General features: G+C 67.8%; 23 protein-coding genes and 7 pseudogenes. 11 read left to right on the top strand and 19 right to left on the bottom strand.

Annotated elements, in window-relative coordinates:
• Nucleotides 1–88 precede the first annotated feature (88 nt).
• Nucleotides 89–307, bottom strand: coding sequence for a hypothetical protein (locus ACQEU8_RS00585; RefSeq protein ID WP_433095694.1), 219 nt, complete (start codon nt 305–307; stop codon nt 89–91).
• 165 nt (nt 308–472) lie between these two features.
• Between ACQEU8_RS00585 and ACQEU8_RS00580 the strand changes: the two are divergent.
• Nucleotides 473–730: pseudogene (locus ACQEU8_RS00580) on the top strand (TetR family transcriptional regulator); the annotation flags it as partial.
• On the opposite strand, the gene ACQEU8_RS00575 reads toward ACQEU8_RS00580, so the two are convergent.
• From ACQEU8_RS00575 to ACQEU8_RS00550, 6 genes and pseudogenes are all read right to left on the bottom strand, one after another.
• Nucleotides 626–1,798 carry a serine/threonine-protein kinase gene (locus ACQEU8_RS00575; protein ID WP_433102073.1) on the bottom strand — a complete coding sequence of 391 codons (1,173 nt, stop codon included), beginning with the start codon at nt 1,796–1,798 and terminating at the stop codon, nt 626–628. The pseudogene ACQEU8_RS00580 and the gene ACQEU8_RS00575 overlap by 105 nt on opposite strands.
• A gap of 847 nt (nt 1,799–2,645) precedes the next feature.
• Nucleotides 2,646–2,804: pseudogene (locus tag ACQEU8_RS00570) on the bottom strand (IS110 family transposase); the annotation flags it as partial.
• Nucleotides 2,805–3,312: 508 nt separating this feature from the next.
• A pseudogene (locus tag ACQEU8_RS00565) lies at nt 3,313–3,716 on the bottom strand (helix-turn-helix domain-containing protein); the annotation flags it as partial.
• 88 nt (nt 3,717–3,804) lie between these two features.
• On the bottom strand, nt 3,805–4,446 hold the full coding sequence (locus tag ACQEU8_RS00560; RefSeq protein WP_433095693.1) for a gamma carbonic anhydrase family protein: 642 nt from the start codon (nt 4,444–4,446) through the stop codon (nt 3,805–3,807).
• 119 nt (nt 4,447–4,565) lie between these two features.
• A pseudogene (locus ACQEU8_RS00555) lies at nt 4,566–4,814 on the bottom strand (IS630 family transposase); the annotation flags it as partial.
• Nucleotides 4,815–4,825: 11 nt separating this feature from the next.
• Entirely contained in the window at nt 4,826–5,023 is a 198-nt protein-coding gene (locus ACQEU8_RS00550; RefSeq protein WP_433095692.1) for a hypothetical protein, read from the bottom strand.
• A gap of 1,156 nt (nt 5,024–6,179) precedes the next feature.
• On the opposite strand from ACQEU8_RS00550, the gene ACQEU8_RS00545 reads away from it, so the two are divergent.
• Complete coding sequence (locus tag ACQEU8_RS00545) at nt 6,180–6,578, top strand: DUF4440 domain-containing protein (protein ID WP_433095691.1); 399 nt, start codon at nt 6,180–6,182, stop codon at nt 6,576–6,578.
• A 45-nt stretch (nt 6,579–6,623) separates the two neighbouring features.
• Here ACQEU8_RS00545 and ACQEU8_RS00540 read toward each other — a convergent pair whose 3' ends face one another.
• The 4 genes from ACQEU8_RS00540 to ACQEU8_RS00525 form a co-directional block, all read right to left on the bottom strand.
• Nucleotides 6,624–7,172, bottom strand: coding sequence for an N-acetyltransferase family protein (locus ACQEU8_RS00540; RefSeq protein WP_433095690.1), 549 nt, complete (start codon nt 7,170–7,172; stop codon nt 6,624–6,626).
• Nucleotides 7,173–7,497: 325 nt separating this feature from the next.
• Complete coding sequence (locus ACQEU8_RS00535) at nt 7,498–8,211, bottom strand: AAA family ATPase (protein ID WP_433095689.1); 714 nt, start codon at nt 8,209–8,211, stop codon at nt 7,498–7,500.
• Between the two features lie 183 nt (nt 8,212–8,394).
• Nucleotides 8,395–8,667: a hypothetical protein gene (locus ACQEU8_RS00530; protein WP_433095688.1), complete on the bottom strand. Its 273-nt coding sequence runs from the start codon at nt 8,665–8,667 to the stop codon at nt 8,395–8,397.
• 1,178 nt (nt 8,668–9,845) lie between these two features.
• A complete protein-coding gene (locus ACQEU8_RS00525; RefSeq protein ID WP_433095687.1) occupies nt 9,846–10,286 on the bottom strand; it encodes a hypothetical protein in 441 nt (146 codons plus the stop codon).
• Between the two features lie 17 nt (nt 10,287–10,303).
• Here ACQEU8_RS00525 and ACQEU8_RS00520 point away from each other — a divergent pair, with 17 nt between their 5' ends.
• From ACQEU8_RS00520 to ACQEU8_RS00500, 5 genes are all read left to right on the top strand, one after another.
• Entirely contained in the window at nt 10,304–10,489 is a 186-nt protein-coding gene (locus ACQEU8_RS00520; RefSeq protein ID WP_433095686.1) for a hypothetical protein, read from the top strand.
• A 16-nt stretch (nt 10,490–10,505) separates the two neighbouring features.
• Nucleotides 10,506–10,766, top strand: coding sequence for a hypothetical protein (locus ACQEU8_RS00515; protein ID WP_433095685.1), 261 nt, complete (start codon nt 10,506–10,508; stop codon nt 10,764–10,766).
• Nucleotides 10,767–11,502: 736 nt separating this feature from the next.
• A complete protein-coding gene (locus tag ACQEU8_RS00510; protein ID WP_433095684.1) occupies nt 11,503–12,108 on the top strand; it encodes a hypothetical protein in 606 nt (201 codons plus the stop codon).
• A gap of 221 nt (nt 12,109–12,329) precedes the next feature.
• Nucleotides 12,330–12,683: a hypothetical protein gene (locus ACQEU8_RS00505; protein ID WP_433095683.1), complete on the top strand. Its 354-nt coding sequence runs from the start codon at nt 12,330–12,332 to the stop codon at nt 12,681–12,683.
• 309 nt (nt 12,684–12,992) lie between these two features.
• Nucleotides 12,993–13,304, top strand: a complete 312-nt coding sequence (locus ACQEU8_RS00500; protein ID WP_433095682.1) for a hypothetical protein — start codon at nt 12,993–12,995, stop codon at nt 13,302–13,304.
• Nucleotides 13,305–13,685: 381 nt separating this feature from the next.
• On the opposite strand, the gene ACQEU8_RS00495 is transcribed toward ACQEU8_RS00500, so the two are convergent.
• The 5 genes from ACQEU8_RS00495 to ACQEU8_RS00475 all read right to left on the bottom strand — a co-directional run bounded on the left by ACQEU8_RS00495 (nt 13,686) and on the right by ACQEU8_RS00475 (nt 18,473).
• A complete protein-coding gene (locus ACQEU8_RS00495; RefSeq protein ID WP_433095681.1) occupies nt 13,686–13,874 on the bottom strand; it encodes a hypothetical protein in 189 nt (62 codons plus the stop codon).
• A gap of 274 nt (nt 13,875–14,148) precedes the next feature.
• Nucleotides 14,149–14,697: a BPL-N domain-containing protein gene (locus ACQEU8_RS00490; protein WP_433095680.1), complete on the bottom strand. Its 549-nt coding sequence runs from the start codon at nt 14,695–14,697 to the stop codon at nt 14,149–14,151.
• A 1,026-nt stretch (nt 14,698–15,723) separates the two neighbouring features.
• Nucleotides 15,724–16,020 (bottom strand): hypothetical protein, encoded by a 297-nt coding sequence (locus ACQEU8_RS00485; RefSeq protein ID WP_433095679.1) that lies wholly within the window; start codon nt 16,018–16,020, stop codon nt 15,724–15,726.
• Nucleotides 16,021–16,594: 574 nt separating this feature from the next.
• A complete protein-coding gene (locus ACQEU8_RS00480) occupies nt 16,595–17,203 on the bottom strand; it encodes a hypothetical protein (RefSeq protein WP_433095678.1) in 609 nt (202 codons plus the stop codon).
• Nucleotides 17,204–18,095: 892 nt separating this feature from the next.
• Nucleotides 18,096–18,473, bottom strand: a complete 378-nt coding sequence (locus ACQEU8_RS00475; RefSeq protein ID WP_433095677.1) for a MerR family transcriptional regulator — start codon at nt 18,471–18,473, stop codon at nt 18,096–18,098.
• Nucleotides 18,474–18,549: 76 nt separating this feature from the next.
• On the opposite strand from ACQEU8_RS00475, the gene ACQEU8_RS00470 reads away from it, so the two are divergent.
• Entirely contained in the window at nt 18,550–19,278 is a 729-nt protein-coding gene (locus tag ACQEU8_RS00470) for an SDR family oxidoreductase (protein WP_433095676.1), read from the top strand.
• Between the two features lie 96 nt (nt 19,279–19,374).
• Here ACQEU8_RS00470 and ACQEU8_RS00465 read toward each other — a convergent pair.
• A pseudogene (locus ACQEU8_RS00465) lies at nt 19,375–20,496 on the bottom strand (transposase).
• 162 nt (nt 20,497–20,658) lie between these two features.
• Between ACQEU8_RS00465 and ACQEU8_RS00460 the strand changes: the two are divergent.
• Nucleotides 20,659–20,943 carry a hypothetical protein gene (locus ACQEU8_RS00460; protein WP_433095675.1) on the top strand — a complete coding sequence of 95 codons (285 nt, stop codon included), beginning with the start codon at nt 20,659–20,661 and terminating at the stop codon, nt 20,941–20,943.
• Here the strand turns inward: ACQEU8_RS00460 and ACQEU8_RS00455 are convergent.
• Nucleotides 20,909–21,292 carry a hypothetical protein gene (locus tag ACQEU8_RS00455; protein WP_433095674.1) on the bottom strand — a complete coding sequence of 128 codons (384 nt, stop codon included), beginning with the start codon at nt 21,290–21,292 and terminating at the stop codon, nt 20,909–20,911. The two genes, ACQEU8_RS00460 and ACQEU8_RS00455, sit on opposite strands and share 35 nt — an antisense overlap.
• A 219-nt stretch (nt 21,293–21,511) precedes the next feature.
• On the opposite strand from ACQEU8_RS00455, the pseudogene ACQEU8_RS00450 reads away from it, so the two are divergent.
• Nucleotides 21,512–21,841, top strand: a pseudogene (locus ACQEU8_RS00450) (IS5 family transposase); the annotation flags it as partial.
• A 17-nt stretch (nt 21,842–21,858) separates the two neighbouring features.
• Here the strand turns inward: ACQEU8_RS00450 and ACQEU8_RS00445 are convergent.
• Nucleotides 21,859–22,311, bottom strand: coding sequence for a hypothetical protein (locus ACQEU8_RS00445; protein ID WP_433095673.1), 453 nt, complete (start codon nt 22,309–22,311; stop codon nt 21,859–21,861).
• Nucleotides 22,312–22,671: 360 nt separating this feature from the next.
• Here ACQEU8_RS00445 and ACQEU8_RS00440 point away from each other — a divergent pair.
• Nucleotides 22,672–23,447, top strand: a pseudogene (locus tag ACQEU8_RS00440) (acyl-CoA thioesterase domain-containing protein).
• The last annotated feature ends 104 nt before the right edge of the window (nt 23,448–23,551 follow it).

The raw sequence follows: 23,551 nt of genomic DNA, 5'->3' as shown, positions 1-23,551 counted from the left end.
CCCGTTGCTCCCGGGGGCTCCGCCCCGAAGGCCCCGGTCCTGCCGGACGGGCTGACTTCAGCCCGTCCGGCGTGGCAGGGACTTCACCTCAGCGCACCCCGCATCTCGCGCGTGCCGGAACCTGGCCTTCGGCCTGGTCACTGTCGGCGGCCCCATCACCCCTGCCGGCCCGCAGGGCCGGTATGGCACCGGCAACAGCGGCGGCAACCAGCGCAACGCCGCAGCCGATCAACAGACCGATGCGGAACCCGTCCTCCGAAGCAAGCCGGTGGCCCCCCAGGGTGACCGTCAGCTGCGCGAGCACCACCGCGGCCGATACCTACAGCGACGATGACCCCGAGTCCGCCAAGGCCACCGACCGGGCGAAGTCAGCCGGCGCGAAACGCGTCTCTGTCGCTGTCGGATCCAGGTCCGCCCTACTACTTCGCGACTGTGGACGACCTGTTGGTCGCCGCCCTGACCAGCGTCACGGATGAGTACACCCACCCGCATCCGTCAACTCATCACATCCGACGACAACCCACTCGACGGTCTCGCTCAACTCATCGCGGAATCCGGTGGCCCGGGCCGGGAGCGTGCACTCGCCGAACGGGAGCTGTCGACCCTGGCGGCTAGCAGACCCGCCCTACGACCAGTAGCACGACGCCGGCGCGACAACGTCGCGGAACTTGCCCGAACACAGACCGACGACCCCGATGCGGTTGAAGCCTTCGTCGCACTGTCCGACGGCCTGTGCGCAGCCATCCTCCTCGACGACGAGGCCGACCCGGACCACATCCGCGCTGTCTTCAGCGCCGGCTGTCCTCCCCGGAAGCCACGGCAGGATTACCGAGGCAGGGCCGGCGGACGTCTTGTTCTGCGCGATTGCCCGAATCGATCGGGGAGTTGGAGTGGTGGCTTCGAGCGTAGGTTCTTCGGAGGGTGCCGTCGGATGAGGGATGGTCTGGGCGGTCAGTTCCTGGGTCTCCGCCACCTGCTTGTCGATCATCTCGGTGACTTCGGTCGGAAGGCGCAGTCCGGTGGACCCGGCGAGCTCAGCACACCGGTCCAGGACCTCCGTGACGCCGGGCCGGTCATCCGGGCCTTTGGCAAGGCCCGCGGAGACCAGCGCGGCGAGCTCTGCGGGGAGGCCGGAGAGGTCGGGTTCGTCGTGGACGACGCAGTAGATGACGGCTTCGGTCGGGCCGTCTCCGAAGGGGCCTCGCCCGGTGGCGGCGTAGGCCAGGACCGCGGCGAGGCAGAAGGTGTCGCTGGCCGGCCCGATCTCCCGACCTCGGATCTGCTCGGGAGACATGAAGCCCGGAGTGCCTATCACTCCCGTCTGCGTGAGGTGCGAGCCGCCATCGAGCGCACCGGCGATTCCGAAGTCGATTATGCGGGGCCCGTCCCCGGCGAGGATCACGTTCCCGGGCTTCAGATCACGGTGCACCACATCGCAGGCGTGAATCGCCTTCAGCCCCTCGGCGAGGCCCGCTCCCAGTGCCGCGACGACATCGGGGCGCAGCGGGCCGCATTTTACGATCGCTTCACGCAGCGTCGGACCAGAAATATAGGAGGTGACCAGCCACGGAGGGATGGCTTCGGTGTCCGCGTCCACCACCTGCGCAGTGTAGAAACCCCCGACGCGTCGAGCGGCTTGTACCTCCCGGGCAAACCGTTGGCGGAACTGCACATGCTCCGCGAGTTCCGGTCGCACCAGCTTCACTGCGACAACCCGTCCACCACGAGAACGCCCCAGGAACACTTGGCCTATCCCTCCACCACCCAGGCGGGCCAGCAGACGGTACGGCCCAACCATGCGTGGGTCGGCAGGCAGGAGCTCTCTCATCAGATCGCAGGGAAGCGGAATGCCCTGCCACTGCCCGTACAGATAGCGACCCTCCATGGGGTCGAGTCGACTCGTACCGTGGTGGCATGGGCAGGGATGGGTCGCCCCGGCTGCGGCTGGCCGTGATCACGGATGACAGTTCCCACGGCTTCGCCCGCGCCACCCCGCACTTCCGAATCAATGCGTCTCGGAGTGATCCAACCACCTCGGAGATCATTTCGTTAGGAGTTCTTAGAGCGCGTCATACATGGCCGGTTGGCCGTTGTGCTGGTCGTGGGGGGTGGACGGTGGGGGTGGGTCTTCCGGATGGCTTGTGGGAGTTGGCGAGGCCGTTGCTGCCGCCTGCGCGGGTGCGACCGCAGGGCAGCGGGGTCGCGAACATTGACGATGAGGCGGAGTTCGCCGCTGTCATCGACGTGCTGGTCAACCGCTTGTCCGGGACTACCTGTCTCCCTCACGCTCGTGGCGCCCCGTCCTGTGGTGTGTCCTTCCCCGGTCCCAGCGGGAGGCAGCTGGTGTTTCCGCGTTCCGGGTGCCCGGGACCTCGGCGGCGGGGTCGCCATCCGGTGGCCACAGGCGGAGGACCTCTACACGCTCCAGTGTGAGGCGGGTCAGGTGATGACGGTTTGGGGGTTGCTGCCGTAGACGCCGACCGATTCCCGGTAGCGGAGATCTGCGGTCTCTCCGTCGGCCACCGGCCGCTGTAGGCGGGGTCCTCGGGCTGGAAGCGGCAGGTAGGGCGGTAGACGTCCCCAGCTGCCGAGGTGTCCTGACCAGGCGCACCTGACCAGGAGCTCGTCTCCGGCTGCGCGTCCTACTCGACACTCTCTCGCCGACTGCCTGAACGGTCCAGAAGCTGTTGCATGCCCGCGGCGTCATCGGTGATCCGGGCTCTGGCCAGCAATGTTCCCTCGTGGTCGACCAGGGCAACATCGTGGTGGTCGCTGGCCCAGTCGCTCCCGCAGCTTACGGTCATCGTGTCGCTGTCGTCCTCTCGGTCAGGGTGTGTTGCTGCTGGTCGCAGCTGTGCGGGGCACGCGTCTCGCTAATGGAAGGGCTCGATGGCCCAGCATCCGATTAGCCGTTCGTGACCCCAGCGACCCGTGGGGCCCTCGGTCTGCTCGGGAGCTCGGCTGGCTCCAGGCTTGATGAGAGGTGATCCCCGCGAGCGGCTCGGACCACGGACTTCAACGATCGATCGTCGGACTGGATGCGGTAGCTGCGTTCGGCCTCGTGGTGGTGAACGGTGCCGGGGCCGGTGCTTGTCAAACGGCTCAAGGGCCCGGGCGTACTCTGCGGCTTTCCCGGCACCGACCGCCACCACGAGGAACGGTGCTTGCTGAAGCGGGGCCCGCAGTCTCTTTCAGGGCCTCGACGGGCCGGGGTGGGCCTGGCGGTGCCCCGCTTCATGGGACGACCGGACGGGTCTGGAAGAACAACTCGCTGGCCCTGACCTTTACTGGGTCTCGATCGCCCCGTCAGTGCAGGGCCCGCAGGCCCTCGTGGCTGATGACGTACCCCCTGGGCGACCAGGAAGTCGGCCAGCTTGGCCAGGCTCCAAGTCGAGAACGGAAGGCCGTGCTCGGCCGGCTTGGACTTGGCGATCTTCTTGATCTCCCGGCGCTCGGGCAGGGTGAAGGTCCTCGGCCGCCCGCCCGCGTACTTCGGATGGAGCGAGTCGCAGCCGTCAGCGTTGAAGTTGTGGATCACATCCCGGCGGTCCGCGCGTCACCTCGAGGATCTTCGCCACGGGCATGCTCTGCGCGGATAACAGCACCATCTGCGCCCGGCACCAGGTCACCACCGACCCGGTGCCCCTGCGGATGATCCGCAGCAGCCGCCTGCCCTCGTCGTCATCGATCTCACGGACCCGCACGCGCTCTGCCACACCGGCACAGCTTGCCGGACGCGCGCCGCCGACGTGGAATCCGGACGGCGAGTCACCTCACCACAGCACATGGGCCGCTGATGCGGCGCTAGCCGAGATTCAGAACCTCATCGTCCGCGTGCGTGCCGAACTCGGCGACGCGCACCTCCGCGATGTGCTCGTACCGGCTGATCCGGTCGGTCCACTCCGCGTCGACGCCGAACGCCACCTGCGCGAAGCCCACCTGCCTGACGGCCTCGGCCAGGCCCGAATCGCCAGCGGCCAGCAGCCGCACTGGCGCGTCAAGCGCCACGGTGTGCGGCGGCACGAAGTACTCGTCCGGCAAAACGGTGTGCGCATGGACGAGCGCGCCGACAGCGACAACCGAGCCGGCCCCCAACCGTGCGCATTGCAGGACCGTCGCCGAGGTCGCCACATAGACGCACCTGCCGACCTCGCAGCCCAGCAGCGTGGCATGCGGCCCCACGAAGACGTGATCGTCGACAAGCACCGGCTGATCGCCGGCGACCGCAGACCCGCGCAACACCGCGTTCTCGCAGATCACTGCCGCCTCCCCGACTTCGATCCGAGACCCCTCGGCATCGAGCACCGCACCGTACATCACCCGCGCCCTCGGCCCCACGCGGACATCACCAACGAGCGTGGCCGTCGGGGCAACGTAGGCGGTGGGATGGACCTGCGGTTCATACCCGCGGTGCCGGATGCGGATTCCCTGCGCTTCAGCGATCATGAGCGGATTCTCGCCCGACCGACCGCGAGCATGCTCGCGGATTTCAGACGTCGCGTTCGCCGAGACATGTGCCATCCGCGAGCTGAGGCACTACAGGGCGAACGTGGGCTGATTCGGCACTAGTGTCCTGAGTCGGAGATTCGTCGGCAGTATGCGGCGACCTTGCCGAGGATCTCGTCGGCGGTCTTGGTCCAGATGAACGGTCGTGGGTGTGCGTTCCAGTCGGCGAGCCAGTTGCGGATGTCGCGTTCGAGGGCCTGGACGGAGCGGTGGACGCCACGGCGGAGCTTCTTCGTGGTGAGCTCGGCGAACCACCGCTCCACCAGGTTGAGCCAGGACGATCCGGCTACCGGCACCTCTGGGTGTCCACAGCGCACGATCAAGGCCGGGCGAACATTGCCTGTTGTGGCACTAGATCGGCGAGGTAGGTGACGGTCTCCTCCCATACGGGCACGTGGACGTCGATGGCGGTTGCGCAGGTGGTGCTGTGCAGGCGGTCGAGCGGGTCCAGGGACAGGCCGGTGAACTCGCCTACCTGCACCTGCCGCGGGGAGAGCGCGTTCAGGGCGCCGCGCACCGGGGGTCACGCCAGTCATCCGGCTCCTGCTGTGAGAGCGCCCAATCCCAGCAGTGTGCCCCCCCGGGCCTCCTCCGCGTCACCGAAGTGGAGTGCGGGCTCGCCCTCCGGCTCTGCCCGGCTGGGGATGGAGTCTCCAGCTTGTGCAGCCGTTTGATGACCGCATCCCGCGAGATGCCCGGCTCCCGGCCGGCAGCTGCCACGGCGCCGTGCTTGTCGACGCCACCGTGGGCGTTCACCAGCTCGGCCAGAGAATCCAGTTAGACCTCCATCCAGCTTCGGCCGGCCTCCTTGCGTGCCTCGGAGGCGGCACGAAGCCGCCGTGCCGGATCGGTGATGGCCCGCACCTGGCCTCGGTCTCGGACATATGTACCCCTTCATAAAGCGGCAGCAGGGGTAAGGACGGGCACAGACAGGGAGCCCGGCACTCGCACTGCCGGGCTCGAACCCCGCTACGCCCGGGCTCCCGCGAGGTCCCAGCCCTGGCAGTAGGCGGCGATCTCCTCGGCGGTGGGCTCGGGGGCAGGGAAGTCCGCGGCGGTGACATGGATTATGTCCACCGTTTCAGGCCGAGGCGCCACGCTCAGCATGCTCCCGCCCGTGCGGTCGGCATAACCCCAATGCGGCACAAGCGGACGATTTCGTTGTGATGGCCAATGGCCGCGAAAAAGCGACGCGGAGAACCTGAGGACATCGCCGAAGTGATCAGACCGCTCGGCTTATGCTGTCACCGGTCAAGACCCGCGTGGTTCACATGGTGGACGGCTCCGACTTGGGGTTCCACATCTAGTGGCGCCGCAAGCGTGGAAAAAGCACATGGCACGTCCACACCTTCATCGCTGACCGGACCGTTCGGCAGTTGAAGGAGCGTATCCGGACCCTGACGGACAAAATTCGCAGCAGAAAGCCCTGGAGCATTTCGTATGGCGCAGGGGTCGTCAAATGGTGGCGCACGTTGCACCGCTGGAGTGGGACGGAGGTCCGAAAACGACGACTTCCCCGAGTACTGGACCCACCACCTCGCCCGCGAACACGAACGCCTCAACCCCGCCCCCGACCAGGCCGAATACGACCTGACCACCTGAATTCGACCGTCACTCGGGAGAGCCGCACACATCGCGCAAGGACGCACCGGTGCCGGTGCTACGGTCCCAGTATGTCCAAGGCCGAGATCGACGGCGTCGCCGCCGAGTTCTTCAGTGCGTTCGACAACAGGGGCGGCAAGGCCGCAGATGTGGATCGGGTCCGCCGACTGGTAGTGCCTGGGGGCGTCCTCATCAAGGCAGGGCCGGAGTTCACGGTGTACACCGTGGAGGAATTCATCGAGCCACGCCAACAACTGCTGGCCGAGGGCCGACTGGTGAACTTCAACGAGTGGGAGACTGCAGAGCGCACCGAGACCGTCGGCGCCATCGCATCGCGGTTCAGCGAGTACCGGAAATCCGGGATCCTCGACGGCGTGCCCTTCGAAGGCGACGGGACGAAGACGATGCAGTTCGTACTCACCCCCGATGGCTGGCGGATCGCTGCGGTCTCCTGGTGCGACCGGCCCTGAGGTCAAAAGCCGCACCGCCGCACGATCTGGAGTACCCCTTCAGGGTCAGCCCGAAGGTGGCAGCCGCAGTTGCATCCAGACCGAGCTGATGTAACCGCCGTTCTTCGTGGCGTACTCCTCGAAGGTGCCCACGTCGGTGAAGCCGAACTTACGGTGCAGAGCCACCGAAGCATCATTGGGAAGTGCGATCCCCGCCAGCGCGACATGGACCGGCTGCGAGCGCAGCGTTTCGATGAGGGCGCGGTACAGTGCCGAACCAATCCCAGCGGCCCGCGCATCGGGATCCACGTAGACGCCCAGTTCAACCGTTTGATCGAAGGCCGGATGCGTCCGGTAGGGACTACTTGAGGCGCACCCGAGTACCCGATCGCCGGTAGTGGCCACAAACAGCTGGTGCGGGCCCGTGTCGGAGAATCTTTCGAACCACTGCAAGCGGCTCTCTACCGTGACCGGTTGGGTATCGAAAGTGATGATCGAGTGGGTGACGTAGTGGTTGTAGATCCGCACCAGCTCAGGAAGATCATCCTTGCGTCCGGTGCGTACTACCAGCCCGTCGACGGCACGACGCCCGGCCTCGCGGTCTCTTCCTACCATTGGGCCGCATCATGCCATGGTCGTTCTCCCAGATCAGCCCGTCCCTGCAGACGAGCTACACCCATTGACGATGTTGGGATTGGGGGCTGCATAGGGCCTTGCGGAAGATGCGCCGGGACTTCAGTGCGGCGATCTTCTCAACCGCGGCCTGGCGCACGGCCTCGCGTAGCGGTTCTGCGTCGTCCCCGGTGTTGCGGCCGGCTCGGCGTCTCGCTCGAAGAATGTCCGCTGGAGCTTGATCAGGTGCGCGTGCTCAGGTCTTTCGGGGTCAATGGCGCCGGGTCATCTCCATCACCCATGTGACGAGGCTTGAAGGGGGGACCTCCTACGGTTCGACGATGTGCCGCAGATAGGTGTGCGGGTCGGCGAGGTAGCGGCGCCAGTGATCCACGACGCCGAGCTCCCGCCAGGCGACCCTCCGCATACCGTGCTCACCGACCTCGATGATGTCCGCGCCCGGCAGTGCGGTCAGCATCGGGGAGTGCGTGGCACAGATGACCTGGCCGCCCTCCTTGGCCAATCGGTCGATGTGCCCGATCAGCTCGAGGCACGAAGAGAAGGAGAGCGCTGCCTCCGGCTCGTCGAGGACATAGAGCCCGGCGTGAAGGAACTTCCCGCGGAACGCCGCGAGAAAGCCCTCACCATGGCTGACATAGTCCGGCGAGAACCCCTCCCTGCCCAGGGCGTCCAGCGCGGTCTCGGCACGTAGGAAGAAGCCCTTGCGGGCTGACCAGCTGGTGACCATACGGCGCCCACGCCCCGAGGCGGCGTCGAATTTCATACGCTCGCCGAGGGGCGACTTGCCGCGCGGGGAAGCGTAGCGCCAGTCGTGGGAGCCGCCGTAGGAGTCCAGTCCGAACCCCTCCGCCAGCGCCTCGACCAGGGTCGACTTCCCCGAGCCGTTCTCACCGACCAGAAAGGTCACTGGGGCGGTGAACCGCAGTCCTTCGCTGAGCAGCTGTCGGACGCAGGGCACCGTCCAAGGCCAGGCTTCCTCGTCGTACGAGGGGAGATGGACATACGCGCGTTCGATAATCACGCAACCAGTGTCTCCTGGACTCGGAAAGCGTATGTGCGCATAACCTGCGTCACTCCTGCCGACGACGAAGAGCCACAACCTTCTGACCAGGGCAGTCCGGCACCTCCACCGCCCCTGGCCGGAGCCTGCCTCACCCTGGGGAAGCGACCGACAAAGCCGCGGCGGGCTGTGACCGGTCGCCCTTCATGCCGGCTGGTAGGCGTCATGCTCGGCGTAGTGAGTCACCGCCTCGCACCGCTCCTGCGCACTGGGGGAGGCGCCATCGCGCCATGCCGACCAGACCTCCAGTACGTCGCGGGCGGGCTCCACTTCCAGGAGATATGCCAGCCCGCCGGGCGGCGCGTCCCAGCTCGCGACCACCACCGTGGAATCTGCCCTCCAGGGTGTGGCCGCGTAGATGACAGAGCCGGTGGGCTGCTCCTCGAGGGCCATCAGCACCTCGTTCAACGACGGCATGGGGGCCGGTCTTGAGAGGCGGATGAGCCCCGGCAGTCTTCAGTTCCGCAGCACGCGCTGATCTTTCGTACGGCACCGGTACCGGTCATCGGGCCAGGGAGTGGGCGCGCCCGGGCCGACGGGGTGGATCTCGAGCCCGCTATCAGCGTTGAGGACAGGGTGGCAGTCCGGAATGTGCGTTGTGCGGTGTCCAGGTCGCGGGCGTCGAAGTCGCCGGTGAAGACGAGAACACCATGGAGGAGCCCATCTTCTGGGTGCCGGTCGGCCAGCGGCGCAGCATCGATTCCGGAGTCATCGGCTCGGTTGCCGGTGGCATGTCCGGTCCGGTCACCAGCACCCCTTACGACTCGCAAGCAGGGCCTTCGACGGATGAGCATGCGCGACGAAGGGGCGGCCGGGCCCGGCTGCGGCTGCACAGGGCCCGGCCGCCGGGCGGTGTGCGCGGTCACGTGTCCACGCATGCGGCGTGGAGCCGGTCAGGCAGTGGCCGGCTGGGGCATCTTGAGGGCGTCGGCCATCTTGCGCGCCATCGCGGCCCGCGAGCGCGCACCGCCGCGCGCTGCGAGCACACCGGCATGGCGCCTCGAACGATCAACGTCTTCGAGAACTTCCGCGTCGTGGCCACGAGATACGACCGGCACCCTCATCCTCGCCGCCATCCGCCTCTGGCTCCGGTCGTGAGCTGACCCAGTAGAGGGGTGCGACGGGAGCCTCCCGCAATGAGGCTCCCGTCACCGGGTCGTGCCGACCATGAACGGAGAGTACGGCCAGGCGCGATGGAAACCCCCCCGGAATGAGGCTCCCATTCAGACCGTGTCCACGATGAAAGGAAACACGGCCATGACTCATGCTCGCCCGATCACGAGCGATTTCTGTGGTGGCGCAGCAGCCCCGGCGAAGCCATTGCCCGACCAGCTGAACCATCGCCGCCACGACCCCACACAACAAGATCCGCCGGACAGGCACTAGTGATGTGATCGCAGAACCTCGCGGGTTGGAGCGGTCGGCAGGGCGGTGACGTTCGTTCCGGCCGTGCTCGCCGCGCCTGTGCGGGTGCACAGGCTGACGAGTCAGGAAGGGGCTCGTCAGGAAGGGTGAAGTTGTGACGACGCGTGCAGACAGGCCGCTATGACCGGTGTGGGTCCGACTGGAACTCGCCCTCGTGCGTGAGGCCGTTCTCAGCAATCACTAACGTGCTTCTGCAATTGCTCGAACACACGCGAGGCGCGCTGCTTCTCGCCGAGGTCCCTAAGAGCCCCAGCGAACTTGAAGCCGATGTTGTCGGCCTGCGGATCGTCGAGGCAACTCTGCACCCAGGACAGTGTGAACTGCGTGGCCCCGCCCTCGCGAACGGCGAGCACCGCGCGCAGGTCCATGCCCTCACCGTCGATGACGCACCGAACGCCTTGACAGGTGTCGGCCAGTAGCTCAGCGAGATAGACCGAGTACGCCAAACACTTGACCGCCCGCAGTGACGCCCCTTCTTCGGTGTCCTGCGACATCGATTCGAGGACTCCTTGAACAAACCAGACACTCTCGTCAGTGCCGTCGAGATGCGCGCCATGTTCTCGTGCCCAGTCCAGGAACCGATGTGCTTCGGCAAAGAGTTGATCACTCATCGGCTCAGGGTAGCCCCTTGGCAGAGCATCGCCGCTTCCGGTTGTGCCGGAAGACCCAGGCCGAAGCGGTCATCGACAAGATCCGCGTAGCAGGCCCCGGGCCGGGACGACCCCGCATCCGCCCCGAGCGAGCGGTCGCCGACATCTTCGCGCTGAGCCAGATCGCGGCGTACACGGCGCCGGAGGGCTCCGGCTTTCGGTGAGGGCACCTCGCACGGTGTGCTCTACCGCATCGTGCATGCCGAGCCTGAGCTGGAGGGGATTCCGGACGAGCTGCGGGAGTTGGTCACCCACTGTCCGGTCAAGGCGTCGGAGGACCGGCCCGGGCTCGACGGCATCCTGTGGATGTGCCGGACGGCCTCCGGTGACACCCAACTGCGTCGGCCGGGGGACTGGCTGCCGTGCGCCGTGTCCGCGGACATCTCCCACCGCCGCGGCAGCGCCCGCCCCGTCACAGACCCCGCCGCCCACCCAGGTTGACACCGCACAGAATCCGACCCGGACGCTCGGCCCCGGCCACCCGGCCACCCGGCCCCGGCCCCGGGTCCAGTCGCCGGTTCGGGCACGGCCCCCCCGCAGACCCAGGCGCCGCCCTGGCCAGCCGGGCCGCAGACCCCGCCTCCGGCTCCGCCGCTCGCCGCGCGCCCACCATGGCTGCCCGGCCGGTGGCCCCCAGCCGTGACGCCGGATGGGATAGCGACGACTTCGAGCGGGAGCAGTGAGACGTGATCCCGATCCGCCGCACTGCTTAAAGGGCGGCGCTCCCATGCTCGGAGCCACACCCCCAGAGCTCAGCAAGACTGCTGGAGAGGCAGGCCACGATCGTGAGCAGGCGCGCCCGTCCGAGGCCATTGCACCAGTCATCCCGCGCGGTTGTGCGTATCGGCCGTCCACCGGTGGGCGCAGGTTTCTGGTGCGGAAGGCACCGGGGGAGGATGACGAGGGGCAACCCGGGCCCCGGCACTGCCCGCGTTCGAGTATACGCGTACAGATACGATGTTCGATCATGACTGCACCCCCGCCCCCGCCTCCGCAGCAGCCGCCAGGTGTTCCGCCCATACCGCCTCACGGCGGTGGTCCCTACAGCCCACCCGCACCCCAGTCCCCGCATACGGGATACCCGGCCCACCCCTCCTATCCCGGGCGGCCGGGCGGTGGATGGGGCGCGCCTCCGCCGCCTCCGCCGAGCCGGGGTGGCTGGAAGGCTGTCGGCATCGTGGTGGCCCTCCTCGTCGTCGGCTCGGTCTACGCGGGCCTTGGCCAGCAGCGGACGTCGAAAGCCCGCTCAGGGGGGAGCGCGGATGGGGGGAGCGGTGGACGCAGTTACCACATCTCGCTGCCCAAGACCGTGGACGGCGGGCGGCTGGCGCTCGATGAGGATCTGAGTGACAAGCGCGAGTACCAGAACCCCGACCTTCGCCCGGGCGATACTCAGTACGTGGCCTGGTACGCCTCGGACTCCGCCGACGAGCGCTACCTCTACATCGGCTTCAACTCCGGCGCCGCCGAAGACGGCAGCTCCGCGGACCAGATGCTCGACGGTCAGGTGGATGCTTCCGACACCTCCAGCCCGCCCAAGCGGCACCACATCACCCCAGCCGGGGCTGAAGAACCCCTGACCTGCGTAGTCGTACCGGACTCAGGCTCGGGCCGTCGTGTAGTCACTGCTACGTGTGCCTGGGATGACACCGGCTCGGCCGCCTCCGTCAGCGACCCGGGCGATACCGCCTCAGCGGTCAAAAGCCCGAAGGACTACGACATCGAGGCTTTCGCACAGAAGGTCGACCGCATCCGACAGGACGTACGCAAGCCAGCCCGATGACCCCCCGCACCAGGCGATGCGGGCGCCGGGCAGCGGAGAAGGGAAGCGCGGGAGTGCGTGTCCCGTGCCGGCGCAGTGGCTCTCGAAGCCGGGCGGAAGCCATCTTGACTGAGGAGCCGGAGAGTGACGGGTGAAGTCTCTGCATGTGAGGACAGCCGCCTGGTTCACTGCCTTCGGACGAGGGGCGTCGCGAAGTGCCCAGAACGCAGGGGAGGTTGCCGATGGCGTCGCCGGAGCCCGGAGTGATACCGGAATGGTGGAGGGGGAAACCGGAGTGGCTGAGGAAGCTGGTCTCGCGGGCCGCGCTGTGGAGCATCCCGGCAGCGTTCCTTATCGGCGCGGTCGCCGCAGTGCTGACCGGTATCCACGTGGAGGATTCAACGATCCTCCCGCCGGAGGCGTGCGGCTCCGTCATCTCCCCCGAAGATGCAGGCCGCGACGATCTGGTGTGTGAGTCCGCACGGAGCGCCCGGCTCGGCTGGGCCGTGATGCTCCTGGTGGGGGGAATCGGCACTGCCGTCCCCGCCACGATCACCCAGGTACGCCGAGGTGCAGAGTCTGACGAAAGCTGGTAGGGGGCCCCTCCAGTGAAGCGCAGTGGCTCCTCCACCAATCACGCCACGACCTCACACCGGAGCGGCCCTGCGCTGTCCGGTGGAGCCACGGCCCGACAAACCGGCGCCGACCTGCCGGTCAAGGCTCCACACCTCCCACCGGAGGACCGTCGTGCCACGGTGTACGCGGGCGAGAGGCAAGTGGGGGGAGGCAACGTGTCAGTACAAGGTCGACGGGCGAAGACTGCTCTGCGCGCGTTCGGAGAGTTGGAGTGGCTCAGGTTCGCGCCTCCCACCCATTCTCTGTACGGGTATTGGCAGGTGCCCCTGATGGGCTGGCGGTTCGCGAATCCCACGGACGACCTGCCGGCGCTGTTTCGCCGTATCGCCGCGGTCGCACCAGAGCATCTCGAGTGGGTCTTCGACTGCTCCCGAAGGAACTGGCTTCTCATCCCCGCACGCCTCTCCCGCCAGCAGCTGGAAACTTCCGGCGTGGACTTCCCGGAGATGCGCGACGTCCTTCGGAGAACGGATCAGGAGTACTGCCGTACCGCGAACACCGACATGGAACGGATCGTCGACTGCCTGGAGGGGCACGACTTGGTTTCCGCGATGTTCAGGCGTCTGGCTCGTCGACGGTGACCAGTATGAGCGGATGGGCCACCTCAGGATCTACACCATCTCCTGACCGCGGAAGGAGATGGCTGGGCAGCGGCTGCCGGTCGCCCCGGCTGGAGAAGGGATGGCCGGGCGGCTGTGGCTGCACGTGGCCCGGCCACCAGCCAGTGTGCCCGGTCCCATCTGCTCACGTATGCGCGGCGTGGAGCCGAGCTAAGTCAATGTACCCCGTCGCGGTGGTCCTTCCCTCCAAGGCCCTTGTGAGGCAGCCTGCTGCAAAGCTACCTCTGATCACTCCAGCTCCAGCGGGCGGAGACCGGTGGAGCAGCGCCTGGTCCGCAGCCGTGTCGCGGGTCTCCTCCCCGCGCCCGCGCGTCCCCCTGGGGCGTAGACCATCTCCCAGGTTTAGTTGGCCCGTGTCACGGCCGTGCTGAGCTCCCGCACGCCCATGGTGTGCGGGTGTCCCTCGGCGAGTTCGTGGACGATGCTGCGGATTGTGGGCCGGTCGCGGACTTCTCGGGGGCTGGCGGGGTAGGCGTCCAGCAGGGCGCGGGCGGTCTGCTCGGGCCGGTTCCAGGCGCTTTTGTCGAACAAGGCGCGGGCGGTGGCCGGGCGGGCATCCAGCGGGCCGGTGCCGGTAGGGGCCGGGGGTATCGGCCAGGGCGTCGTCCAGTCCGGTCAACAGGGCGGCCGGTCCCGGCACTGAGACGGTCCTTCGGCTGCGGATTTTCTCAGTTCAGGAGCTGGCCTACCTGCACCACGGTGGCATCCTGCCGTACGGGTCGTGCGCCGCACCTTCGCCTCCTGAGCTTGCCGATGGGTCGTGTGGTGACCGGTCCGGCTGCCACGGAGCCCGCGCCGTGGCCGGTCAGGAAGGGGCATCGGCCATGGCCGATGCCACCAGATCATGGCCCAGGTCGAAGCGGATTCCGTCCGGGTTGGTCAGCCCCTGGTCGGCGTACCAGGTGGCGTCGGCTTCCGGGTGAGGCCCGACGACGGCGACCTGTCCCTGTCCGAAGGGCGCAAGAAGCGCGGCCGGTAGACCGTTGTCGTACGTGGCGATCACCGAAGCTGCGGCCTTGTCGGCCAACCGGAAGTACGGCCCGTCCTGGAAGTACATGTGCCGCCGTCGGCCACGCCAGCGGATGGGGACGACCGTGTCGGCCGAGGTGTGTACCGAGGCCCCCCGGGAGGCGATGTACGCGTCGGTGTCACCGGGCAGCAGCCCGAAGCCGGGACTGCGGCCGGCCAAGTAGCCGCCCATACAGAAGCCGAGGTAGCGGCCTCCACCCCGCACCCAGTGGCGGAGCGGGCCGGCGAAGGGGCGCACCTCCCGCCAGGCGGCCTTCACGTCGTCACCACCGCCCGGTTGGGCATAGACATCTGCCTCCGCCAGTGCCGACGCCGTGAGCGGCACATCTTCGCCAGGACCGCAGTACTGCACACGCGGCCGTGACCGCGCTGTGCGCAGCAGCGCCGCCACCGCTTCCGAGCAGCCCTCGCAAGCCGCCGGACCCCGGTAGACGAGGGCGCGCGGCCGCGCTTGAGGACGCGGACGACCGCACGCGGCCTGAACGGCCGTCAAGCCAACCGCCGGGAGAGCGAGCGAAAGCAGCCGGCGTCGGTCCATGCCGCGAACCTGACGGTGAGCGACGCGGTTGTCAAACTCCCGGTTGCGAAACGGAAGGTGAAGACCACTTCTGAGGGGGTTCCTGCTCCGGACGGACGGGTGCCCGGCAGGTACCGCCCGGCGGAGCAGTCCCCTGTCATACACGGGTCTCAGCGGGCAAGGACGACCGCAGCTTCCCGGTGACACGGTGATCCGCCTGGGCGAGCTGCGCCGGTTCGGCCGTCTTCCCCACTTCCGTCTCGGCGATCAGCAGCCGGGCCATGGGGCGAGCGGCCAGAGGGGAGACGGATGCTGAGCGGGCAGGCGAGCAGCAGTACGGCGATGAGGACGAGAGGGCCGAGCCGGACCATGGTGTCCACCGGCAGGGTGGAGGCGCCGACGGTCCGTACGGCGCATTCGCCCAGCGCCACGCGCCAGATGGGGGAGAAGCGCTTCTCGGCGCGGGTGAAGGCTGCTGCGGAAGATGCTGTCCGGAGGCCAGTTGCTCCCAAGCGTCATAACCGGCCGGGGTTGTTCGTTGACGAGGAAGGACGGACGGCTTGAGACCTGGGGTCATCATTGGCCTCCTGCCACCGAGAGCAGCACGCCGATGCCGATCACGCTGCTGGTATCGCTGTCCTTCGCGAGCGTCAGCCGCGGATCACCGGAGCCGGTCGATGGTGGCATCGTGTCCGGGACCCGGGCCTTCTCCAGGCGAGGCGACGACCCGGGTCAGGCCCAGCCCTCGGCCTGCCTGCTGCACGCCGCTCCGGCCAACACCTGCCTCATGCCGAGCGAAGCGAGCAACCAGGCCACGGGCGGGCCTTCGCTCCGTCATCTCCCGCTGCGGGTCCGCTCGGGGCGGCTCATCGAAGTTTTCGCCGCTGGAACGGCTTCCACCCCCCCGGAAGGCTCCTGCCAGGCCGGGCCGGGCCGGGCCAGGCCACTGGCGACGGCCTGTGTGACGAAGTCGTCTCCCAACTCGACTACAGAGGACACCGTTGTCGCCATGTCGTCGGCCCACAGACCTGCCAGCAGGCCGTGGAGACCGAACCGGTCCTCGCTGGGTGAATTGCCTTGGTTGTGACCGTCGATGGCCTGTTGTGCCTTGCCCGGTTCCTTCCAGGGCACCGCCTCTACTGCGATGTACCGCTCTCTATTTGCAGCACAGCATTCACCGGGGGCCTCGGGCCCGTACGCGGAGGCGTAGAGAGCCAGGTCCGAACGGAGCTGCGCGTCACTGACCTCGTGGCCGCGGTACTTCCTGTCCCAGGAACGCCATGTGTCGGGTGCGCGCGGTTCTGTGGCTGCCCAAAGACGGTAGAAAGCCCGCTGCTGGACGCTCTTCACACAGAGCGAGCAGCGGCTGCGATTCTGGTCGCACGGGCCGTACCCGCCGAGCGCGGCTTCTTTGCCTTCTGCCTGCCCATCTCAGTGCCCGTCCGTCCTGATCACGCCCAGTTCAACGATGGGTCTGAGAGCCGGCAATCGACTGATTGGGATGGCATGCGGCCAGCGGCCTACCTTGCCCGAGACGCCTGAACCGCACACACGGACGTGGGGTCGGTCGGTAACCCGAGGTCAGAGTCGCTTCAGTCGCTGACGGCCCGCCATGTGTGCTCATGAACTTCACGCCGGCCGAACGCCCCCACCCGGCGGGCCCGGAACTGATCGGTCACCTGACCGGCTGAGTACGCCGACGGGGTCAGTCGACGAAGAAGTTCCAGAACGCGCCGACCTCCGTGTCCGAGACCGCCAGGATGCCGAAGTCCGTGATGAGACCGTCCCGCTGCGCGTCCACTCCCGCGAAGCAGGAGAGCGAGAAGCCGTCGCGGTACCAGTGGGGGTCTGTGCCACCGCTGAGGTCCTCGGCGTTGGTGGCGTACTCCGCGTCGGGGCCGAACCGGGCCAGGAGGGTGCGGGCTGCCGACCACAGTTGGCGCCGCCGCACCGGGTCGGACGCGCCGGGCGGCTCGGCGCCGCCGTAGGGTGTGGCGGCCCAGTGCAGCGCGGTCAGTTCCACCACCGCCTCGTGGGTCAGCAGTTCCAGATGGTGGTCGAGGTGATGCGGCTCCAGCCGGTCGAAGGGGTAGTACGGGGAGTGCCTGGTGCGCTCCGCCCAATTGGTAAGGGCGTCCGGCAGCCAGCCGCGCGGATCGCGGGTGCGGAACTGGAGCACCGCCGCGGCGTCCACCAGCCAGTCGTCGTGCCGTCGGGGCCCCACAGCGGCCAACTGGCAGCCCAAGGTGACCAGCGCCTGCTGCCATTCCTGCCGCTCGGCGGCGGGGGACGACCCGGGACAGTGCGGAAGCATGACGGCACCCTAACGGCGTGCCGGCAGCCCCGGTTCGAGGGCTGGCGGGGACTTCGCCCCGGAAGGCCGCCGGGGCACTCAGCCCTGCCACTGGCCCGTGCGGCTGCCGACCGGGAACGAGTGGGGGGCTGCGGCCCTGCGGGGCGAGCACGTCCACGATCTCGGCGAGGCTGCCGGCGCGCCGACTCTGCCCCGCCCCGCACAGTCACCGGAGTGACCAGCGGCTACCGCTGGATCCCGTTCCAATACTCCATCTGCCGTGTCGCGATGGACACCGGGACACCGATGGAAGCTCGACAGGAAACTCTCCTTGCGGCGCTTACTGTGAGCGAATGGGACCCTTGGAAGCGCTGACTGCTGTCGGAACCCTTGCGCTGGCCATCACCGCCGCGGGCATCGCACTTTGGCAACACATCGCCCAGGAGTCCGTCAGACGGGGAGAGCGGGAAGAGAAGGCCACTCTGGTGGCGATCATTGATCGCACCAAAGATTCTGTGACCATCCACAACCTGGGCTCGACGCCGATCAGCCGGGTCGTGGTCGGGGCAACGTGCACTGTGGTCCACAGGGCTGCGGCCGGGGGCGTTACTGAGGTTGAACTCGTGGTGTCGCGGGGGCTGACGGCTGGCCGTCGGCCGCGGTATCACCGGAGGCACGCGGTATCCACCATGGGGCGGGCTGACCGCCGAACGTCAGCAGGTCTTGATCCCCAGATCGGCGGCAACCGACCTGATCGTTGCCCTGAGCCGCGACTGGTACAGCGACTCTCCGCCCTGCCCGAACACCGAAAATCGCGTCGGCCGCCCGACAACAGTTCCCCCTCAACGACTCCTCTTCGCCCCAACCAAGGCAGCGAGGTCAGATCGCTGATGAGGCGTCTGGCCGACTGCGCCTAGGGGTGCGTGTCCGTGATCGCGATGACCTTGTCGAGGTGGTCCAGGGTGGCCTGCAGGTCGTCGATCTTGGCCTGGATGCGTTCGCGCTCGGCGCGCAGCATGGCTCGTTGCTCGGCGTCGGTGTGCCCGGCGTCCCAGCACGGCATGAGTTCGGTGATCCTTCGGCTGGTGAGTCCGGCGGCGTACATCTGCTGGAAGAAGCGGACCCGGGCGATGGCGTCCTGCCGGTACAGGCGCTGGCCGGACGGGCTGCGCTCCGCGATGAGCAGCCCTTGCTGCTCGTAGTAGCGCACGGCGCGCACTGAGACGCCGGCACCTCGTGCCACCTCGCCGATGCGGATCAATCGCTCGGCTGCGGCCCCTGTGACAGTCACGGTGATTCCTCTCACCCTTGGCCCTGACGATCAGCACTTGCCTCTGACGCTAGCGTCAGGTTTTAGCGTACCGGCCATGGATATCAACAACTCCGTCGCTCTTGTCACCGGAGCCAACCGCGGCCTGGGCCGCGCCTTCGCCCAGCGCCTGCTCGAACGGGGCGCCCGCAAGGTCTACGCGACGGCCCGCCGACCGGAGACCGTGGACCTGCCCGGGGTCGAGGTGCTGCCCCTCGACATCACCGATCCCGCCTCCGTGAGGGCCGCCGTCGAGGCCGCCCCGGACGTCTCGCTCCTCATCAACAACGCGGGAATCAGCACGGGGACCGACCTGGTGACCGGTTCACTGGACACGGTGCGGCACGAGCTGGAGACCAACATGTTCGGCCACCTGGGAATGATCCGGGAGTTCGCGCCGGCGCTCGCCAGCAACGGCGGGGGCGCGATCGTCAACATCCTCTCCGCCATGTCGTGGTTCGGGGGCAAGGGCGCCAGTGCCTACCACCTGACCAAGGCCGCCGCCTGGGCCATGACCAACGGCGTCCGCCTGGAACTCGCCGAGCAGGGCACGCTCGTCACAGCGGTACACCTCGGCCTGGCCGACACCGACATGGCGGCGGGCTGGCCAGTGGACAAGATCGCTCCGCCGGACCTGGCCGACGCGGCGCTCGACGGTGTCGAGGCGGGCTCCGCCGAGGTTCTCGCCGACCAGTGGAGCCGGGACGTCAAGTCCCGACTGCCGCTGACGCCGGAGGAGTTCAACGCCGCGATGGACCGCGCCCTGGCGGCGCTGATGGCGGCCTGAGGGCCCCTCGGGCCGCACGGTCTTCGGCCGGCTGCTTCTCCATCGGCCTCTCGAACTCCTCTACTTGAGGTTGAACTCGTGGTGTCGTGTCGCTGATCAGGTGGGTCCGATGGTCAGGCCGGTCTCGGCGAGGCAGCCGTCCATGAGGTGACTGCGGTAATGGATGAGGCGTAAGCGCGTCGGATGCGCTCGTCGAGGTGTTCGGGGGTACTGAAGACGATGCTGGAGAGCCATCCGCGTCGCAGGAGAGACCAGATGCCTTCGACGAGGTTGAGGTCGGGTGCGTAGGGCGGCAGGTAGGAGATGGTCAGCCACTCCCGGCTGCCGCCCCGCTGCCGCAGGTCGGCGGCTTTGTGGACGTTGAGGTTGTCCCAGACCAGGACATGTTGAGCATCTTCCTCAACGGCGCTCACCTGGCCCGGTGGCGCGGCAACGTGCTGGCTCTGCTGGGCCGCCGAGCTGCTGGTGGGCGGCGATCAGCACGTCCCGGTAGTCGCGCCAGGAGAAGCTTTGCGCCCGTCGCGTCGGCCGGCGTCTCTGCGTGGCCGGTAGATCAGCCTTGAGCGGTGGCCGGGGGTGTAGCAGGTCAGTGCGGCAATGGAGATCCGTCTGCGGGAACGGCCGCGGACCCGCACCACCGGTGTGTGTCCGCGTTGTGACCAGGTGTTCGCCCGCGGCGGCGTCATGGAGAATCCGGCTTCGTCCTCGAAGACGAGCCAGGCTCCACGAGCCGCCGCGAGTCTTCCGCGCAGTGCCACCCCTCCTTGACCCACCGGCGACCGCGTCATCGTCCCGCTCGACAGCGCGTCGGGTGGGAACCTGGCAAGACCAGCCGTTGCGGACCAGGAGTTTCCGCACGCCCTGGATCGTGTAGGTCAGGTGGAAGCGCTGGCCGATCACCGTTTTGACCCGGGCCAGCGTCCACCGCTGATCCTCCCAGCCATGCGCGGCCGTACCCTTGGCCGGCTCCGCTTCCAACTGCGCGAACTGCTTTTCGCTCAGCCTCGGAAACGATGTCGGCCCCTGCGACCGCAGCGCCCGTGGACCGTCCTCGTCCAACGTCCGCCGACACCGCTGCACCGAACGGACGCTCACCCGCAGGTCCTCGGCGATCACCGAGCTCGCCTCACCCCGAGCGAACCGCTCCGCCGCCTGGAGCCGTAACTCCTCACGAAACTACTGCCGTTCGACGGTCGGCCCGCTTCCTTGGCGCTGCAATACGGCAGCGCCCGAGGCGCGGGTGCACCGTTGGCCAGCGGGGGAGGTCGCGCCACCGAGCGCGACGGTTACCCGTGATCACGCGGAATCGCTCGGAACGGTGCCCATGAGCCCGCGGGAATGCCCGTGAAACAGGGGAACCTAGGCCTGGGCGGGTGTGGCATGCGTGCCTTCCTGGAGGTCGTGGGGTTCCTCGAAGAGGCCGTAGCAGTGGCGCAGTTCATCGTGGGTCCCGGTCTGAACGATGCGGCCGTGGTCCAGGACGAGGATGCGGTTGGTGATGGATCCGTTGGCGAGACGGTGGGTGGAACAAGCGGTGCTGTCTCGAACCCCGTGCTGACGCGCAAGCCGGCACCGGACGCCAACGAGTGGCACCACGTGCTCTGGGAGCGCGCGGTGTGCGGCGGTCTGGTCACTGAGGTTGATGAATGTCGAGGTCGGGCCTGACCTCAGCAGACGGCGTCTTGGCTGTCCGGTGCGGTTGTCGGCCGGCAGGTCGCGGAGGTGCGGTACAGCTCACGGGCGGTATCCGAGGTAGTCGACGCTGTGTGGGTACGGGTCTGCCAGTGCGGCGATGCGCTCTTGGTAGTCGCGGCTGAGGGTAGTGAGGGTGCGGGTCTTGACCAACGAGACCCATTCCAGCCCGAGTTGGTTGTCGTCTTCGTTGAGGCCGCCGGTCGGCGCTGGGCTTCCGGTCAGTGTGCACAAGAACGTGATCTCGACCCTGTGGATCGGTTCTCCGTCTTCGTGGCCGTCGGGCCGACTCCCGTACCCACAGCAGGCGGTCGGCGACCACGGTCAGGCCGGTCTCTTCGAAGACTTCCCGCTGTGCTGCGGTGGGCAGGCGCTCGCGGAATCCGTCGAATGACGGGCCCAGTTGGTGGAGCGTGGAGCCAAGTTGGGCGGCGGTGAGGGTGGTGCGGGGAGAGGGGAGGAGAGGAGACGTGGAGGGCGTCGAGAAAGAGGGCGAGGGGGCGGCGCCAGTCGTCGGGAGCGGCGGCGGTCAGCGAGGGAACGGCGCGGCCGCGGGCGCCCCCGGACCCCGCCGGACCGAGTGCGGGCCGACAAGGCGTACTCGTCCCGAGCGATCCGCGCCCACGCACGGCGACGGGGCATCGCGGCCACGATCCCCGAACCGGCCGACCAAGCTGACCATCGGCTCCGGCGCGGCGCCCGCGGCGGATGACCACCGGGCTTTGACGCGGCCGATTACCGCCAGCTCCACGCCGTCGAGTGCGGGATCAACCGGCTCAAACGCCATCGGGCACTCGCCAGCAGGTTCGGCAAGCTCGCCGTCCGCTACGAGGCCACCGTCTACATCGCCGCCATCAACGAATGGCTTTGATCAACTTTGAAAAGGCCCTAGAAGGGTCCCTTTTGTGCTTTCTGTAGTTTCATGCGGAGCCAGTCCGGAATGTTCTTCTCGTCACGAGGAAATCGCTTCAGGTCCTCGACGAAGCTCGCGGGAGTAATCCCGATAGGGAAGTTCGGTTCGGATTCATAGTCGAAATGCGTCTCGCACTTCAGGGAACTGTGAACCGTGAAGGTTGCTGTGAACCGCGTTCCCGCGCCTTCTCGATACATGCCACGGCGCAGTCTCATCAACGCACGCACACTGGTCAGCGGGACATCGTGCACCTGCGTGCTCGTGTCATCCACCATCGTGACGCCGAGCTCGTAACTGCTCGTGCCACCGGCCGCCACATACGTGAACTCGGCTTTGGACCAACTTCCTGGGAGCCGCTGCACAATTCCTTGCGTGACTTCGTTCACGTACTTTGACTGCTCGTCGATTCCTATCTGGGGGCCTGCCACTGCCAGCCTTCTTACCGAGGATTCGCCAGGACCCGTCGGAGCCTAACAGCGCGGGGACCCGTGACTGCCGGTCAGCGCCGAGCCACATTCCTTCAGGTCCAACAGCGACCAGGCACTTCCCGTCAGACCAGCCAGGTGTGCAGCTTTCGGGGATCCCGTTGAACACCAAGTGACCACCACACCCCGCAGATGACCTGGATCTCCTGGTCTCCGCTGCGCAAGGCCTTCTTGATCGATGAACCTCTACCCAAGACCTCGCCACTTCCTGATCAAGACACGCCGCTCAGCTCACTGTGAGACACGCCCTAGGTGTTTCGTTTCGGATCAGCCCGGGTCCGCGACGCCCGGCACGAGAGCACGCTGGCACCTCCGAGTGCAGACGGGTCTTTCGTCCGCTACAGGTGCCGGAATCCGGCCGGGTGTGACACTCCACCTGAAGGTTCTTATGATTTGCCCGCCAAGGTCCAGGTGACGGCCCTGTCCAGATGGTTCGCCGGCACCGGCCGGGCCCTGTCCAGGATCGGTTTCGACATCCTCGGACGCCTCGCCCTCGACGAGTGCGAGATCCGGGTGGAGACCATCCGGCCCGGCCGCACCATCGAACTGGTCGAAGTCATCGCCCTCTTCGCCGACCGCCCCGCCGTACGAGCCCGCGCCTGGCTCCTCGCCGTCGGCGACACCAGAGCCGTCGCCGTCGGCGGCGACCAGCTGCCCCTCCCGAGACGCTTGCCTCCTGGCCACTGACCTCCGTGTGGCCCGGGGATCGATCGCCTCACTGGACGTCCGCCCTCTCGCACCCCCGCAACCGGGCCGTACGACCGCCTGGTCTCCACCGACCTCGACCTCGTGGCCGGGCAGGCCACCAGCCTCCTCGGGTCCTACACCGCGCTCGTCGACACTGCCAACTGCATCGCCGTACGCCAGCCGCCCACCGCGTGGATGTTCTTCCACGTCGGCCTCACCCTCCACCTCCACCGCCGGCCTCGAGGCCACTGGACCGGCTGGACACCACGGTGACCTTCGGGCTCACCGGCCAGGGCGTCTCCAGCATCGTCCTGCACGACGTCACCGGCCCAGTCGGACACGCACAGCAGATCCTCACCGTCCGCCCCTTGCCGACCGCCGACAGCCCGTGACACAGCGCGGAAGATGATCACCTCAGCACCGGGGCCGCCACGACGACCAGGACTACTGCCTTGCCGTAGCCCCGTGGCCTCCTCCCCGCCGGCGCGGGGTCGAT

It is taken from the genome of Streptomyces sp. CA-250714, from assembly GCF_050936705.1.
In the GTDB taxonomy this organism is placed as follows: Bacteria; Actinomycetota; Actinomycetes; order Streptomycetales; family Streptomycetaceae; genus Streptomyces.
This window is presented reverse-complemented; position numbering and strand designations above follow the sequence as displayed.